This window comes from Streptococcus parasanguinis (genome assembly GCF_047465465.1).
In the GTDB taxonomy this organism is placed as follows: Bacteria; Bacillota; Bacilli; order Lactobacillales; family Streptococcaceae; genus Streptococcus; species Streptococcus parasanguinis_AI.
This window is the reverse complement of record NZ_JASGZU010000001.1, coordinates 17,668-31,986: the sequence shown is the minus strand read 5'-3', so window position 1 is coordinate 31,986 and position 14,319 is coordinate 17,668. Positions and strand designations below refer to the sequence as shown.

Below are 14,319 nucleotides of genomic sequence, written 5' to 3'. Positions count from 1 at the left end.
CTCAGATGACCTCTCCCTTCTTTCATTCCTTGTCTGATTTCATATCAGATGATTCACTCTTTTCATTTTTCATTTCTGAATCGCTAGATTTCATCTCATCTTTTTTCATATCGTCCTTCATTTCAGAACTGCTGTCAGACATCATAGATGAATCTTTCATGTCTTCTTTTTTCATTTTATCATCGGACATGGATGAATCCTTCATGTCATCCTTCTTCATATCGTCCTTCTTCATATCGTCCTTCTTCATCATACTACTATCGTCCGTTTTTTTCATGTCTGAATCTGATTTCTGTCCAGAACAAGCTGCTAAAGTGACGATGCTAAGTGTAGCAATAGAAAGTGCAAGAATTTTTTTCATGATTTTTCTCCTTTAATCATTCAAGATTAGTGAAACAGGGATGCGAGGCTATTAAGATTTCCTAGCATCAGCAAGATGCCCATCAAGATGATGAGGGCACCACCAATTTTTTTCAAGGTTCCCATATGGGGCTTGAGTTTAGCAAAATGTTGTAGAACCCAGCTAGAAGCCAAGGCCAAAAGCAAGAAAGGCAGAGCCAAACCTAATGTATAGACCAGCATCAGGAGAGCACCTTGTAAAGCACCATCTCCTCCAGAAGCGGCAATGGCTAGAACCGAACTCAAAACTGGTCCGACACAAGGGGTCCAACCAAAACTGAAGGTGACCCCTATCAGAAAAGCATTGAAGAATTCATTGCGCTCCCGATTCTTTTTGAGTTGGATAGTCTTTTGCTTTTGGAGTTGTCTCAGATTGATCACTTCCATTTGGTGAATCCCTAATAGGATCACAATCCCTCCTAGCAGATAGCGAAACCATGGAGCATAAAGCACCTGGCCAAGGGCCCCTGCACCGTATCCTAGAATCAGGAAAACAGTTGATAGACCTGCGATAAAACAAAGAGTCTTCACCAAGCCGTACCAAGAAATATCTCTTCCAAAAATCCGAACAGTTTTCACACGTTCAGAATCCAATAGAATCCCTACATAGACTGGCATCAGTGGTAAAATACATGGGGAGAAAAAGGATAGAACTCCCGCTAAGAATACTGAAATGGAAAACAAACTGGTTTGAATCATTTCACTACCTCCCTTTCTTTCTGATACCAGTATAAAGAAAAAATCCCTCTAAAAATAGAGAGATTGATAAGCAAAAACTTGAATTTGATTAGAAGGTGAATCTTCCTATCTGCCAACTCTATTTCGTACTTTCAAGTACGAGACTGATCTAACAAGATACTTCTACTTCTTCTTCAAATAATCAATAGCATCTTGAAGGGTTTTGACGGGGACAATTTTCATCTTCGAATGAATTTGTTTCGCTGCTTCTTTAGCTGTTTCATAGTTTGATTTGGCCTTGGGATTGGCTTTCTTTTCTTCTTTGGAAACTGGGTTATTAGGGGCAAAGAAAATTTCTGCTCCTTCTTTATCGGCTGCGACGACTTTCTTGTCAATCCCACCGATATCGCCAACCGTTCCATCTTGGTTAATGGTTCCTGTCCCTGCAATATGGCGTCCCTGACGAAGATCTGGATCAGCCACTTGGGTGTAGATAGCTAGGCTAAACATCATACCGGCACTTGGTCCACCAATCCCTTGAGTCGCAAACTGGACAGGAACATCGCCTTTGGCTTCAGTCCGGTCGATCAGGCTAATCCCGATTCCGTTTTTCCCGTTGGATAATTTGATGATCTTCCCGTCTGCGGTCTTGGTTTGTCCATCCTCAATATAGGTCACCGAAACGGGGTCGCCAATTTTTTGAGAACCAACATAATCAATCAATTCTTTGGAACTCTTAAAGGTCTTGCCATTCACACCGGTGACGGTATCCGCAATGTTCAAGATTCCCTTAAAGGTCGAGTCATCTGCTACCTGCATGACATAAACACCAAGAAAGTCCATCTGGGTTTCTTTTCCAGCTGTCTTTAACCCTTGGTAGATAGCCATATTTTGCGAGGTTTCCATATAGAATTGGTTAATCCGCGTAAATTCTTGGCTCGAACTACCACCTGTCATATCCTTGGCAGAGTAGATATCTGTAAAAGGTGTCGCCCAAGCATAGATCAAATCAGCCGGGGTCGCTTCTTTCACTGCCACGGTTACAAAGTCATAGGATCCTGACTTGGTATCCGCTTTTCCATCGACTGTCATGACCGATCGAATGTCTTCTGCCGTTCCTGGCATCTCAATATAATAGGGAAGGCGAATCACAAAGGCAGCTAGCAAGAGGAGCAAGAAAAGAACGCCTGCAATCGGCCATCGGTATTCTTTCAATCGTCCTTTTTTCTTTTTTGTAGGCAAGCTTGGTTTATTCGCTTGTGTCATCTTTGATTTCCTCCATTACACTCTTTGGGACATAAGGTGAGATATCCTGCTGAAAAGCCAGCAACTCTCGAATACGTGTTGAACTAATGGCCTGGTAAGGAGGCTGGGCATAGAGATAAACCGTCTCCAATTCAGGCGCCAACTGGTGATTAAAATAATCCATATTGGCTTCGTATACTAGATCCTGTGCATTGCGCAAGCCCCGGATCAAGGTGATGACCCCAAGATTGCGCGCCACTGTCACAGCCAACTCTTGAGTTGACGTCACAATTTCAACATTTTCTAAATGAGCCAAGGCCCCTTCTACCATGCGCACTCGCTGCTCAATGGAAAAGAGTCCAACTTTTTCCGGATTATAAAAAATTCCTACATAGACACGGTCAAACAAGCGACTAGCTCGCTCGATCAATTGCACATGCCCAATGGTAATCGGATCAAACGATCCTGTAAACAATCCACTTCTATCTGACATATACTGTTACCTTACTAATTCCATAGATTTTTTCTTTCCAGATTCCCACTTGTCCGATTTCCTCAGGAAGTTCTACATGTTTATCGGTTTCGCACACAATTAGGATCTCCTCTGACAAGAGATGGCGCTCGCACAAGGTTTCGATATCGCGAACAATCTCTTCCTTGGCATAAGGAGGATCTAAGAACACCAAATCAAAGGTGCCCGTTAAAAGCCCCAAGGCTTGTTTGGCCTCCATTTTTAGCAGTTGAAACCGTTCCTTTTCCTTGGTCATGGCAATATTGGCTGCTACAATCTCCTGCGCTCTACGATCTCGTTCTACTAGAACGGCCTCTGACATGCCTCGAGAAACGGCTTCGATAGAGAGCCCACCGCTTCCAGCATAGAGATCCAGCACTCTTCCACCATCAAAGTAAGGACCAATCATATTGAACATGGCCCCTCTGACCTTATCAGAAGTCGGCCTGGTTGTTTTTCCTTCAAGTGTTTTGAGGGGACGTCCCCCATAGGTTCCAGATACTATTTTCATAGGGACCATTATACCAAAAAAAATCAGAAAATTGCGATTTGATATGGTCAAGCGACAATTAAAAGAGGCTGGGACAAAAGTCCTAGCCTCTCAATTATTTTTGGATTGTCGAGCAAGACGCAGTGGTTGAGTGGGCTCTACTACGCTGATTTCATCAGCTTTTACAGCCCTACTCAACTGTGCGGAGGTGGGACGACGAAATCGAATTCTAACGAATTACCGATTTCTGTCCCACTCTCTTTCTTCCTTATAGAATATTTTCATATTCATCGCGGACAGATTGAGGCCAGACACTGGTTTGGACTTCACCGATATGTTTCTTACGAAGTAAGAACATAGCCAAACGAGATTGTCCGATCCCTCCACCAATCGTGAGTGGGAGGAGACCGTTTAACAAGGCCTTGTGCCACTCTAATTGAAGACGATCCTCGTCCCCTGTAATCGCAACTTGACGGCGAAGCGTATCTTCATCGACACGGATCCCCATTGAAGACAACTCAAAGGCTGAACCTAGAACGTCATTCCAGACGAGGATATCACCATTCAAGCCCTTGTAGCCATTTTCAGACTCTGTTGTCCAGTCATCGTAGTCAGGCGCACGTCCATCGTGTGGTTTGCCATCTGCAAGCTCTCCACCAATACCGATCAAGAAAACGGCTCCGAATTCTTTGGCAATGGCATTTTCACGCTCTTTTGGAGTTAAATCTGGATAGCGTTCCACCAACTCTTCTGTGTGAACGAAGGTAATTTGTTTTGGAAGAACTGACTCAATGTCATAGCGCGCTTCTACTGCTAGTTCTGTCAAACGAATGGCCTTGTAGATTTTTTCAACCGTTTCTTTAAGGTAGGCGATGTTGCGTTGACCATTGGGGATGACCTTTTCCCAGTCCCATTGGTCTACATAAACAGAGTGGATAGCGTCTAGCGAATCTTCATCTGGACGAAGAGCCTTCATATGGACAAAGAGACCTTCTCCTTCGCCAAAACCAAAACGTGCCAAGGTATGGCGTTTCCATTTTGCGAGTGAATGCACGACTTCATAAGTCTCATCAGGAATTTGAAGGACCTTTACAGATACCGGATGTTCAATCCCAGAAAGGTTATCCTGCATCCCGTCTCCGACCTTACTCAAAATTGGCCCTTGGACTTCAATGATATCCAATTTATCTTTTAAATACTGCGTAAACGTCGTTTTAACAAACGAAATTTCTTTTTGTTGGTGGATAAAACTTTTTTTCATATAGTTCCTCATTTATAGACATTTTAGAATTGATTATACTCCTTTTTCAATCAAAATCAAGTCTTTTCATTCGTTTTCAACTGAATTTTTCTCTTGCAAAAAGGATTCATTTTTGATAAACTATATGTAACCTTTAAAACGTTACGTAGGAGAAGCGACATGTTTGATGCAAAAAAACTAAAAGAAAGACGCCTGGAAAAAGGCTTGACCCAAGCAGATGTCTACGAGGATCTCAAGATTTCTCGCAAGACTTACTCCAGTTGGGAGAATGGCTTAGCGGAGCCGCACGAAAAAAATCTCAGGAGGTTGGCCAAGCGCCTCTCCGTTAAAGAGGACTACTTTATTAACAAAGACTCCGCACTCTACACCTACCCTTTATTAACCCCACCTCATCAAAAGAAAGTCGACCAGTTGGCCAGCCAGTTATTTGAACAGCAGCAAAAAGTTGTTTCCTTGACTGCTTATAAGGTTCTTTCGATTGAGTTGGCAGCCGGTTTAGGACACACCTTTTATGACAACGAAACGGACTATGAAACTGTCTATTTTGACCAAGAGATCCAGCACGATTTCGCTTCTTGGGTATCAGGTGATTCGATGGAACCTCTCTATCCCAACGGCTCTGTTGCCCTCATGAAGCAGACTGGCTTTGACTATGATGGGGCTGTCTACGCCCTCATCTGGAATGGAAAGACCTATATCAAGAAAGTCTATCGGGAGGCTGAAGGCTTGCGCTTAGAATCCATCAACCCTGACTACGATGATTTATTTGCTCCCTATGAAGACGAGCCCAAAATCGTCGGCATTGTGGTCGGGCATTTTCTCCCACTCGAGGTTTAAATATGCTATTTGATTATTCACGTGAGCCTCATTCTGATATTGCTTTTGTGGATATGAAAAGTTTTTATGCTAGCTGTGAATGTGTCCGTCTGGGGCTCAACCCCTTGACGACTTCCCTTTGCGTCATGAGTCGAAGCGACAATTCTGCTGGCCTGATTTTGGCGAGCTCTCCCGTTTTCAAACAAGTCTTCGGCAAGAAAAATGTCAGCCGTAGCTACGACCTACCTTTTGACCTCAAAACCAGGAAATTTAATAGCTACGCCGCCAAAAAACAAGGATTACCAACAGATCCAGCCTTTATTGCATTCATTGAATCCTGGGCCAAGAGGACTCTGATTGTGCCTCCACGGATGAATGCTTACATTCAGGTCAACATGGAGATTCAAAAAGTCTTTCAGGAATTTGCGGCACCAGATGATATTTTCCCTTACTCGATTGACGAAGGCTTTATCGATCTGACTTCTTCCTTAAATTATTTTATTCCAGATCCCTCCCTCTCTCGAAAGGAGAAACTGGATCTCCTTTCTGCCAGGATCCAAAAAAGGATCTGGCAGGAAACTGGAATCTACTCTACCATTGGTCTCAGCAATGCCAATCCCCTTCTTGCCAAGCTAGCCTTGGACAATGAAGCCAAGCATTGCCAAAATATGCGCTCCAATTGGTCTTATGAAGATGTAGAAAGTAAGGTCTGGAATCTGCCCCAGCTCACTGATTTTTGGGGCATTGGACGTCGGACTGAAAAGCGATTGCAAAAAATCGGGATCACGTCGATTGCTGAACTGGCCCAGGCTCACCCAGATCTCTTAAAGAAAGAATTCGGAATCATGGGCCTTCAACTGTGGTTTCATTCTCATGGCATTGATGAAAGCAATGTCCACAAGCCTTATCGTCCGAAATCACGAGGCATTGGCAACTCTCAAATCTTGCCCTATGACTACCATCTACAAACCGACATTGAACTTGTATTTCGGGAGATGGCTGAACAGGTGGCTATTCGCTTGCGACGGAAAAAAAAGAAGACCCAGCTGGTCTCCATTCATGCCTCCTACTCCAAAATCGAGGGACTTCCGTCCATTCACTGCCAGCAAAAGATTGAGCCCACCCAATCCACCAAGGTTTTATCCGATACGGTTCTGCGACTCTTTCGCTCCAAGTACGAAGGAGGAGCCATTCGGCAAATTGGTGTTTTTTATGGAGAACTTGTAGAGGAGTCTCTTCAACTCTTTTCTCTCTTTGATGACCCAGTAGCCTTGGAAAAAGAGGAGAAACTCCAGCAGACCATTGACCGCATTCGGGACCAATTTGGCTTTACCTCTCTTCAGAAAGGCTCCTCATTACTAGAAAACTCACGCGCCATTGCACGCAGTAAACTAACAGGCGGACATTCCGCAGGAGGCTTAGATGGATTAACATGATCGACCGTTCTTATCTCCCTTATCAATCTGCCCGCGAATTTCAAGATCGTGGCATGGCCAAATGGGCCGGCTTCTTTTTATCCGAGCACACAACTGCCCTGCATACAAAAGAAATTGACCGCAGTCAGCTCACAATTCTTCCACTTGCTGAACAGATCCAGCTCCTGGAGCAGGCCTTTCAACAACAAACGACGATCTCGATCACAACTTTAGAGGGGAATCAATTTGCAACCTACACAGGTTCGATTCACACCTTATCTGCGTCTGAGCTTCTTCTCAAAAGCGATGGCCACTACCACCGTCTCCTCGTAGACTCTATCATTTTTATTGAATCTGAGGAAACACCCTATGAAACCTATTCAGACTAAACACGAATTACAATTTGATTATTTTTCGGAGAATTACCACCAATTTGAAATGGACTTTTACAAGTGGGCAGCTACTTCTACGCCACTCGTCTTTTTAGAAGACGATATTCTCCACTCTATGGCAGCAGGCCAGCGAAACTACTTTCGTCTTCACCACACCAAAAGTCGGGATCATCGAGACCATTATTTCTATTTTAAAGTTTCCACACTCTCCCAATCACCCCTGACCCGTATTTACGCTTATACAGGACATCACTTACAAAAGATAGATCCTCATCAGACAGAGAAAAAGGATAGCTTGATCTGAGAAGCTATCCTTTTTCTTGATTTATGGGATTCACTACAATCCTTATGAGTGATTAGAATCCATCTACGTTTGTGTAGATTTTTTGTACGTCCTCGTCGTCTTCAAGAACGCTGTAAAGTTTTTCAAATGTTTCCAAATCTTCACCTGACAACTCAACTTCTGATTGAGGAATCATTTCCAATTCTGTTACTTGGAATTCTTCGACACCTGATTCACGCAAAGCAACGATTGCTTTGTGAAGATCAGTTGGAGCAGTGTAGACTGTGATCGTTCCTTCTTCTGCTTCGACATCATCTACATCCACATCTGCTTCAAGCAAAAGCTCAAAGATGGCATCAGCATCATCACCAGCAAAGACGATGACACCTTTGTTGTCAAAGAGATAAGATACAGAACCTGAAGCTCCCATGTTACCACCGTTTTTACCAAAGGCAGCACGGACATTGGCAGCTGTACGGTTGACGTTTGACGTCAAGGTATCAACGATCAACATCGAACCATTTGGCCCAAACCCTTCGTAACGTCCTTCTGTAAAGGTTTCGTCTGTATTTCCTTTTGCCTTATCGATCGCTTTATCAATAACGTGTTTTGGCACTTGTGCTTGTTTCGCACGGTCAATAACGAATCTCAAAGCAGTATTTAGTTCTGGATCTGGTTCACCCTTTTTAGCAGCTACATAGATCTCCACACCAAATTTGGCATATACTTTTGAGTTGGCACCATCTTTGGCAGTTTTCTTGGCAACAATATTGGCCCATTTACGTCCCATGAGGATTCTCCTTAAATTTTTTCAAATTATTTTCAATCTTTTATATTATATCACAAATCACAAGACTTGGAAGAGTTTTTTGCGTATCCTTCCAATTGGAGTTGTTCGGCTATTCACCCTTTATTGATCTTCCACTCTCACGGGCACTCGACCCCAGATCTGCTCTGGCAATTGGGGATGGCCTAGCTGATACACCTGATCCGCTTGTTGGGTCAAAGCATCCCAAGGTTCCTTACCGATTCGAGTCACGATTTCTACTGATTTTTTCAAGCCTTTGAGGTGGGCTTGTCCCTTTGCGGAAAATCCTAAGACATGAATGGCATCAGGAAGAGCTTGATCTATCGCCCCTACCAAGATGTAGGTCAAGATGCGGCGCACGCGCGCCTTGGTATAGCGCTTAGTTGCGACTTTCTCCACCAGGTCTTCCACAGAACTAGCACCTCGAACCGCATCCTTTATCCGATTGGCCAGTTCTTCATTAACCTGAAATATCTGTGTCAGATCTGTATGGGTTAGGATTTGATAACGGAGCAGTTGGTCATAATTCCCCCAAGATACCTGTGGAGCCGACTGAAAGAGTTGGCTATTAGGCATGAATTTAGCGATAAAGTCCTGATCTTCCTTATGCAGGCGTAGACTAGTAGCAGAAGCATAAGCCACCTCTTTTTCTTCTGAATGGTAGCCTGCTCCCTGGCGTTGGACGGGCTTGAGCGCAATCCCCTTCCCAGCACAAGCCTTGGCATAGGCTAACCCCAAGATATGATTGGGAGTATCCCCTGTGAACTCCACTCCAGCAAAGGTTTCCCACATTTTTTGGGTCTTTTGTGGATAGGATAAATCATCTGGAAGATTTCGCAGGAAAGCTTCCATTTCCGCTTCTTTCTCCGAATAAACTGACGCAATCGCTTGGTAATCTATGACTTCTTCTGTCCCAAAGGTCAATTGGTCGATTCCTAGACGGGACAAGATTTCTACCGCTCCATTGGCAAAATGATCCGCCGACTGAACAGCCACGAGAAAGGGGAGCTCGATCACCAGGTCCGCTCCATTTTCCAGAGCCATCTGCGCACGTATCCACTTGTCTACAATGGCAGGCTCGCCACGTTGAACAAAATTTCCGGACATGGCCACAATCTTCAGCCCGTCTGCCTGTTTCAACAGGTACTTGTGACCATTGTGAAAGGGATTAAATTCTGCAATAATACCTGTAACTGTCATGCTGTCCTACTTCTGTGCTACAAAAAACCATCGTTTGCTGGTCTTTGTTGGCGCTTTGTCTTCAAAGTCTGCATATAATTTGAAAGATTTAAAGCCAGCCTGCTCCAATAAAATGTCATAGGTTAAAACTTCATAGGTGCGTTCCTCATGAACTTCATCGTGCCGACTAAAGGAGCCATCCTCTTCTTGGACAAAGAAGGTCAGCTCATGGACGATCGAGTGAGGGGCCGCATCCTCATAGGTATCCCAGAGCATGGCAAAGTCTTCTGCGTTTTCGTGGTAAGAATAGCCTGGGAAGACCTCATCTGTCTGATAGGTCGAATGGACATCAAAGATAAAGACTCCGTCCTCATTGAGGGCATTGTAGACTTCTTTAAAGACATCCCCTACTTCTACCTCGTCCTGCATATAGCAGATAGAATCCGAGTAGCAGGTCACGAAATCATAAGTGCCTGCTTGCGACAGGTCCAGCATATTGCCCTCGATAAAATCAATCTTTTGCTTGGCTGAAGCAGCTCTTTTTTCAGCAATTTTCAGCATGTCAGCACTCAGGTCTAATCCTGTCACATCAAACCCAGCTTGGGAAAAGCGAACAGATTGAATCCCTGTCCCACAAGCCAATTCCAATAATTTTTTCCGATCCTTGCTTTTAGGGAGATGCCGGAGAGAAAAATCCGTCCACAAATCATACAGACTATCATCCATGACCGCATCGTAGACCGCCGCAAACGTTTCATAAGTCGCCATATTCATGATACCAAGTCCGTCCGTAATCCGATAGAAAATTAGGAGCACGACGATGGAGCTAAACTCCAAGGAGTGCTATCTATTTTCCGAGGAGTACAGGACGGGTTCAAATCCTTTCTAAGATACAAAGAGCGTTAGCAAAGAGAAAATAGGAAACTTTCTGCCGTATCGTCAGATACAAAGGGAATTCCTCTTTTTCTCAAAGCTTTTAGCTCGTGTTCAATTAAGAAAATAACCAAACACGAGGCCCCATCCTTTCTTTCCATAGAATTTCAATTTAACCAACAAAACTCAGTTGCTACCAACTGAGTTTACCTGCTTATGCTAAGGCTGCTGAAAGATCGACAGCACTTGCTTCGTGCCATAGCTTTTCTAGGTTATAGTGAGTACGCATTTCTTCTGAGAAGACATGGACCACCACACTACCTAAGTCAAGAAGGACCCAACCTCCAGCTGAATCACCTTCGACGTGGCTGGCATTGCCACCAGCTTCAACGACCTTCTCGCGAATATTTTCAGCAATAGCTTCCAACTGACGGCTGTTCATAGAGCTTGCGATGACAAAGTAGTCTGTCACGCTGGTCAAGCTTTGAACATCCAAAGCGACAATGTCTTCTGCACGCTTTTCATCTGCTGCTTTGACAACTAGTTCAAGTAGTTCTTTTTCTTTCATGTAATCCTCTTTCCTTAAAAAATTGATTTGTAATCTAAGACATCCGCAAAACGTTCTGCCCAAATATTTTCATAAAATTCATTAAGCGTTTCTGCCGGAATATCCTCTCCATCAAAGGTTGTGACAGCTCCTTCTGGAATGACCAGCTTGTAGCCGTATTCAAACCCCACTTTGACGGATGTATCGACACAATATTCTGTCTGCATACCACACAGGACTAGTTGCTCAATCCCTTGTTGATCCAAGTATTCTTTTAATCCTGTCTCCTTAAACATGCTATTGTATCGCTTCTGAAATACCTTTTCATTCTCCTGTCTTTTCAACAGGGGCGATAATTGCCAATCTTCCGACGTTAAAGCCTCTGGCGTTTCAATATGCTGTATATAGATGATTTCAATCTGCTGTTTTCTAGCCTGATCTTGTAAATAAGCGATCTTCTCTACGAGCTTTTCTGTCTCAAAACCTTTTTCCACTAAGATATTTTGTACATCAATAATGATAAAAGCTGTTTTCACTCACTGCTCCTCTTTCAAATACTTCACAAAGGCGTTATAGGTTTCAAGGGTTTGGGGATAAATGGGCAATCCTTGGTGGGCCAGGTGTTCGACTGTGCGAGCCGTCTCATAGGCCACAGCACGATCCAAAGAAACTTGAGCGATATCACGTGCTTGCTCTACCCCTGGAAAGGCCCGGTTGTGTTCAATATAATCTGCCACATAGACAATCTTGTCTAAGGTTGACATCTGTCCACTCCCCACGGTGTGAATCTCAATACTGCGAAGAATGGCTGGATCTGTCAGTCCGAGGTCTTCTTGAATCTTGTAAATCCCGACCATCCCATGCCAGACATTGTTACCCCAGTTTTTTAATGCTGGATCCAGCTCATAGCGATCGATCAAGTCCAGAAATTCCTGATCTGATAATTTCTTGGCGTAGTCATGTAACAAACCTGCTAGTCCAGCCTGCTCTTCATCTGCTCCATAGCGTTTGGCCAAGTCACGCGCAGCCTTCTCAACCCCTAAACAGTGGGTTAGCCGCTTTTCTGGCAGGATTTGACGCATTTTTTCAAGCAAGACCTCACGAGAAAAGCCTAGATAGTTTTCATAGGTCATTGATACAATCCTTCTTTCTTGATGTAATCCAAGACTGGTTTTGGCAACATAAAATTCGGCGTCCGGCTTTTGGCCACAAAATCACGCACCATACTAGAGGAGATGTCCATGAGAGGAACATCCACCCAGATCACCGGATAAGAAGTCCCTGCCTTATAGCGTGGTCGCTGGACCCCGACAAATTGTACAATCTCCACCAATTCATCGATGCGGTGCCATTTTGGTAAATAATCTACCATATCTGCACCAATGATGAAGTAATAATCTGTGTCTGGATCGCGTTCATTGAGCAAGAGCATGGTGTCGTAGGTATAGGAAATCCCTTTCCGCTCGAGTTCAATCGTCTCGATCTCCAGACCTTCAATGCCTTCAATGGCTAATTCCAGCATCTTAAGGCGATGGTGCTCTGCAATCGTCCCCTTGGCATCAACATGCGGTGGCTCATACTCAGGCATCAAGAGCACCTTATCTAACCCTAATTGTTGGCGCACTTGATCCGCAACGACCAAATGGGCATTGTGGACCGGATTGAAATTCCCTCCCAAAATACCAACTTGTTTGCGTTTCTTGTCTTTGATCTCTGGCTCTAACTCTACCTTGGTAAAGGGAGTCAATAGTTCAATTGCCATAGGTTTTCTCTCCTCGATGTCTTAGATTTCTTTTACTTTGACTGAAATCTTCCGGTTTTCTTTTTTGCTTGATTGTTTATACAAGATGAGGATTCGTCCAATTTTTTGAACCGTATCCACACCGATTTCTTCTTCCAAGATTTCCGCTACTTCATGGATATTCTCGTCCGTATTTTGAAGGAGGGTGACCTTGATCAGTTCGCGAGCGTCTAGTGCTTGGCGAACACTGGTTTTGATTTGATCGTTAAGCCCGTTTTTCCCGATTTGGATAATCGGTTTGAGGCTGTGGGCTTGGCTATTGAGGAAAGCCCGTTGTTTGGATGTTAATGTCATGCTTTTTCATTGTTTCTTTTTTGATACTTTTCTGATGTGGTGGCGGTCGTCAGCGACCTCCTAGCGGAGTTTCATGACTTAAATTTGAGCCTAAAGTCTCAAATTTTCCGCGCCTAAGTAGTAAAATATCTACTTAGGCTTTCACCACAGCGAAAAGTATCCTTTCTAGGCGCGTTGCACTCGCCCAGTCTATAAAGAAACTATTTCCTTTCAAATTTTTAAATAATAGCTTTGCGGGTGACGACGGCGACGCCTTCTGGTGCCCAGACGGCTACTTTTGCTTCTCCATTGACACGGATCCAGCCGAGTCCAGAGATGACGAGGTCTGTCTTGTCCATGATGGTAAACTCATGAGAAACCAAGGGTGGGAATTCTTCTTTTTCCTTGCTGTTAGGGGGAGTTAATAAGCCACCGACATGCTTATCATAAAAGGCCGTCGCTCCTTCGAGTTTGGTCCGATGAAGCTTGAGTTCGTTATCAAAGAAGGCGGTGAAACCTTGCTTTTCTCCCTTGATAAAGTCAAAGCGTCCTAGACCACCCAAGAAGAGGGTTTGCTCTGGATTGAGCTGGTAAGTCTTGGGCTTGATTTCCTTTTTAGGGCTGACATACTTGAGGTTTTTAGCCGTCAAGTAGTGAGCCATCTGGTGGCGATGGATAATCCCTGGTGTATCGTAGATATAGGATCCATCGTCCAGTGGAATTTCAATCTTGTCCAGTGTTGTCCCTGGGAAGCGAGAAGTTGTAATAATATCCTTATCCCCAGTGATTTCTTGGATAATCGCATTGATGAGGGTCGATTTTCCTACGTTGGTCACACCCACCACATAGACATCACGTCCTTTGCGGTGCTGCTCAATTTTTTCCATCAAATCCTTGATAGCACTCTTGTTTTGGGCAGAGGTGAGGACCACATCGACAGGACGCATGCCTTCTTCGTGGGCTCGCTCCATCAACCAATGGGTCACCTTGCTATCCTTGACAGATTTGGGCAAGATATCCTTTTTATTTCCGACCAAAAGCACATCATTTCCTGCTACAAAACGGGGCAAGCCAGGAATGACGGAGCCATTAAAGTCAAAAATATCGACTACATTGACCACGAGAGCGTCACTATCTCCTACCTCGTGTAGCAATTTCAGGAAATCATCATCTGTCAGATGCACATCTGTGATTTCATTATAGTGACGAAGACGGAAACAGCGTTGGCAATAGACTTCGCCTGTTTCCAATCCCTTTTCAAGAGCTGATTGGGGAGTATAGCCTAGCCCCTCTTTGTTTTCTGTCTGAATGGGGGCTCCACAGCCAATACAGAATAATTCTTCCATTC

Annotated in this window: 19 protein-coding genes; 4 read left to right on the top strand and 15 right to left on the bottom strand. The window is 44.1% G+C overall.

Annotated elements, in window-relative coordinates:
• Positions 1–22 precede the first annotated feature (22 nt).
• The 6 genes from QM351_RS00235 to asnA form a co-directional block, all read right to left on the bottom strand.
• Positions 23–361 (bottom strand): hypothetical protein, encoded by a 339-nt coding sequence (locus tag QM351_RS00235; protein ID WP_023917420.1) that lies wholly within the window; start codon positions 359–361, stop codon positions 23–25.
• A gap of 26 nt (positions 362–387) precedes the next feature.
• Positions 388–1,098 carry a thiol-disulfide oxidoreductase-associated membrane protein CcdA2 gene (gene ccdA2 / locus QM351_RS00230; RefSeq protein WP_004219721.1) on the bottom strand — a complete coding sequence of 237 codons (711 nt, stop codon included), beginning with the start codon at positions 1,096–1,098 and terminating at the stop codon, positions 388–390.
• 162 nt (positions 1,099–1,260) lie between these two features.
• Entirely contained in the window at positions 1,261–2,343 is a 1,083-nt protein-coding gene (locus QM351_RS00225; RefSeq protein WP_155198936.1) for a SepM family pheromone-processing serine protease, read from the bottom strand.
• Positions 2,327–2,815 (bottom strand): pantetheine-phosphate adenylyltransferase, encoded by a 489-nt coding sequence (gene coaD, locus QM351_RS00220; protein ID WP_014712968.1) that lies wholly within the window; start codon positions 2,813–2,815, stop codon positions 2,327–2,329. The genes QM351_RS00225 and coaD overlap by 17 nt, the downstream gene beginning before the upstream one ends.
• Positions 2,805–3,344, bottom strand: a complete 540-nt coding sequence (gene rsmD, locus QM351_RS00215; protein WP_129299607.1) for a 16S rRNA (guanine(966)-N(2))-methyltransferase RsmD — start codon at positions 3,342–3,344, stop codon at positions 2,805–2,807. The genes coaD and rsmD overlap by 11 nt, the downstream gene beginning before the upstream one ends.
• A gap of 247 nt (positions 3,345–3,591) precedes the next feature.
• A complete protein-coding gene (asnA, locus tag QM351_RS00210; protein WP_414326042.1) occupies positions 3,592–4,584 on the bottom strand; it encodes an aspartate--ammonia ligase in 993 nt (330 codons plus the stop codon).
• A gap of 159 nt (positions 4,585–4,743) precedes the next feature.
• On the opposite strand from asnA, the gene QM351_RS00205 reads away from it, so the two are divergent.
• Genes QM351_RS00205 through QM351_RS00190 form a run of 4 tightly spaced genes read left to right on the top strand, consistent with a single transcriptional unit; the run spans position 4,744 to position 7,511 of the window.
• Positions 4,744–5,421 carry a helix-turn-helix domain-containing protein gene (locus QM351_RS00205; RefSeq protein WP_003011690.1) on the top strand — a complete coding sequence of 226 codons (678 nt, stop codon included), beginning with the start codon at positions 4,744–4,746 and terminating at the stop codon, positions 5,419–5,421.
• A 2-nt stretch (positions 5,422–5,423) separates the two neighbouring features.
• The gene (locus QM351_RS00200; RefSeq protein WP_201090133.1) at positions 5,424–6,836 is read left to right on the top strand and encodes a Y-family DNA polymerase; all 1,413 of its coding nucleotides are present in this window, start codon (positions 5,424–5,426) and stop codon (positions 6,834–6,836) included.
• Positions 6,833–7,204 carry a hypothetical protein gene (locus QM351_RS00195; RefSeq protein WP_049488926.1) on the top strand — a complete coding sequence of 124 codons (372 nt, stop codon included), beginning with the start codon at positions 6,833–6,835 and terminating at the stop codon, positions 7,202–7,204. Before QM351_RS00200 ends, QM351_RS00195 begins: the two co-directional genes overlap by 4 nt.
• Positions 7,185–7,511 carry a DUF5960 family protein gene (locus QM351_RS00190; RefSeq protein WP_003005875.1) on the top strand — a complete coding sequence of 109 codons (327 nt, stop codon included), beginning with the start codon at positions 7,185–7,187 and terminating at the stop codon, positions 7,509–7,511. Before QM351_RS00195 ends, QM351_RS00190 begins: the two co-directional genes overlap by 20 nt.
• Positions 7,512–7,563: 52 nt before the next feature.
• Here QM351_RS00190 and QM351_RS00185 read toward each other — a convergent pair whose 3' ends face one another.
• The 9 genes from QM351_RS00185 to yqeH all read right to left on the bottom strand — a co-directional run bounded on the left by QM351_RS00185 (position 7,564) and on the right by yqeH (position 14,317).
• The gene (locus QM351_RS00185) at positions 7,564–8,280 is read right to left on the bottom strand and encodes a YebC/PmpR family DNA-binding transcriptional regulator (protein ID WP_003005873.1); all 717 of its coding nucleotides are present in this window, start codon (positions 8,278–8,280) and stop codon (positions 7,564–7,566) included.
• A gap of 120 nt (positions 8,281–8,400) precedes the next feature.
• The gene (locus tag QM351_RS00180; RefSeq protein ID WP_414326038.1) at positions 8,401–9,498 is read right to left on the bottom strand and encodes a nucleotidyltransferase; all 1,098 of its coding nucleotides are present in this window, start codon (positions 9,496–9,498) and stop codon (positions 8,401–8,403) included.
• Positions 9,499–9,504: 6 nt separating this feature from the next.
• Entirely contained in the window at positions 9,505–10,245 is a 741-nt protein-coding gene (locus QM351_RS00175) for a class I SAM-dependent methyltransferase (protein WP_320911329.1), read from the bottom strand.
• Positions 10,246–10,564: 319 nt separating this feature from the next.
• Positions 10,565–10,918 carry a ribosome silencing factor gene (gene rsfS / locus QM351_RS00170; protein ID WP_021152739.1) on the bottom strand — a complete coding sequence of 118 codons (354 nt, stop codon included), beginning with the start codon at positions 10,916–10,918 and terminating at the stop codon, positions 10,565–10,567.
• Positions 10,919–10,932: 14 nt separating this feature from the next.
• Positions 10,933–11,433 (bottom strand): cysteine hydrolase family protein, encoded by a 501-nt coding sequence (locus QM351_RS00165; RefSeq protein WP_414326036.1) that lies wholly within the window; start codon positions 11,431–11,433, stop codon positions 10,933–10,935.
• Complete coding sequence (gene yqeK, locus QM351_RS00160; protein WP_021152737.1) at positions 11,434–12,030, bottom strand: bis(5'-nucleosyl)-tetraphosphatase (symmetrical) YqeK; 597 nt, start codon at positions 12,028–12,030, stop codon at positions 11,434–11,436. It abuts the gene before it with no gap.
• On the bottom strand, positions 12,027–12,659 hold the full coding sequence (locus QM351_RS00155; protein WP_070450271.1) for a nicotinate-nucleotide adenylyltransferase: 633 nt from the start codon (positions 12,657–12,659) through the stop codon (positions 12,027–12,029). The genes yqeK and QM351_RS00155 overlap by 4 nt, the downstream gene beginning before the upstream one ends.
• Before the next feature lie 21 nt (positions 12,660–12,680).
• Positions 12,681–12,992: a ribosome assembly RNA-binding protein YhbY gene (gene yhbY, locus QM351_RS00150; RefSeq protein WP_006595720.1), complete on the bottom strand. Its 312-nt coding sequence runs from the start codon at positions 12,990–12,992 to the stop codon at positions 12,681–12,683.
• A gap of 218 nt (positions 12,993–13,210) precedes the next feature.
• Positions 13,211–14,317: a ribosome biogenesis GTPase YqeH gene (gene yqeH, locus QM351_RS00145; protein ID WP_414326033.1), complete on the bottom strand. Its 1,107-nt coding sequence runs from the start codon at positions 14,315–14,317 to the stop codon at positions 13,211–13,213.
• Positions 14,318–14,319 lie beyond the last annotated feature (2 nt).

Bases quoted from the DNA above. Each gene is read 5' to 3' on its own strand.
- QM351_RS00235 (WP_023917420.1), bottom strand. From the start codon at position 361: ATGAAAAAAATTCTTGCACTTTCTATTGCTACACTTAGCATCGTCACT.
- ccdA2 (WP_004219721.1), bottom strand. From the start codon at position 1,098: ATGATTCAAACCAGTTTGTTTTCCATTTCAGTATTCTTAGCGGGAGTT.
- QM351_RS00225 (WP_155198936.1), bottom strand. From the start codon at position 2,343: ATGACACAAGCGAATAAACCAAGCTTGCCTACAAAAAAGAAAAAAGGA.
- coaD (WP_014712968.1), bottom strand. From the start codon at position 2,815: ATGTCAGATAGAAGTGGATTGTTTACAGGATCGTTTGATCCGATTACC.
- rsmD (WP_129299607.1), bottom strand. From the start codon at position 3,344: ATGAAAATAGTATCTGGAACCTATGGGGGACGTCCCCTCAAAACACTT.
- asnA (WP_414326042.1), bottom strand. From the start codon at position 4,584: ATGAAAAAAAGTTTTATCCACCAACAAAAAGAAATTTCGTTTGTTAAA.
- QM351_RS00205 (WP_003011690.1), top strand. From the start codon at position 4,744: ATGTTTGATGCAAAAAAACTAAAAGAAAGACGCCTGGAAAAAGGCTTG.
- QM351_RS00200 (WP_201090133.1), top strand. From the start codon at position 5,424: ATGCTATTTGATTATTCACGTGAGCCTCATTCTGATATTGCTTTTGTG.
- QM351_RS00195 (WP_049488926.1), top strand. From the start codon at position 6,833: ATGATCGACCGTTCTTATCTCCCTTATCAATCTGCCCGCGAATTTCAA.
- QM351_RS00190 (WP_003005875.1), top strand. From the start codon at position 7,185: ATGAAACCTATTCAGACTAAACACGAATTACAATTTGATTATTTTTCG.
- QM351_RS00185 (WP_003005873.1), bottom strand. From the start codon at position 8,280: ATGGGACGTAAATGGGCCAATATTGTTGCCAAGAAAACTGCCAAAGAT.
- QM351_RS00180 (WP_414326038.1), bottom strand. From the start codon at position 9,498: ATGACAGTTACAGGTATTATTGCAGAATTTAATCCCTTTCACAATGGT.
- QM351_RS00175 (WP_320911329.1), bottom strand. From the start codon at position 10,245: ATGGCGACTTATGAAACGTTTGCGGCGGTCTACGATGCGGTCATGGAT.
- rsfS (WP_021152739.1), bottom strand. From the start codon at position 10,918: ATGAAAGAAAAAGAACTACTTGAACTAGTTGTCAAAGCAGCAGATGAA.
- yqeK (WP_021152737.1), bottom strand. From the start codon at position 12,030: ATGACCTATGAAAACTATCTAGGCTTTTCTCGTGAGGTCTTGCTTGAA.
- QM351_RS00155 (WP_070450271.1), bottom strand. From the start codon at position 12,659: ATGGCAATTGAACTATTGACTCCCTTTACCAAGGTAGAGTTAGAGCCA.
- yhbY (WP_006595720.1), bottom strand. From the start codon at position 12,992: ATGACATTAACATCCAAACAACGGGCTTTCCTCAATAGCCAAGCCCAC.
- yqeH (WP_414326033.1), bottom strand. From the start codon at position 14,317: ATGGAAGAATTATTCTGTATTGGCTGTGGAGCCCCCATTCAGACAGAA.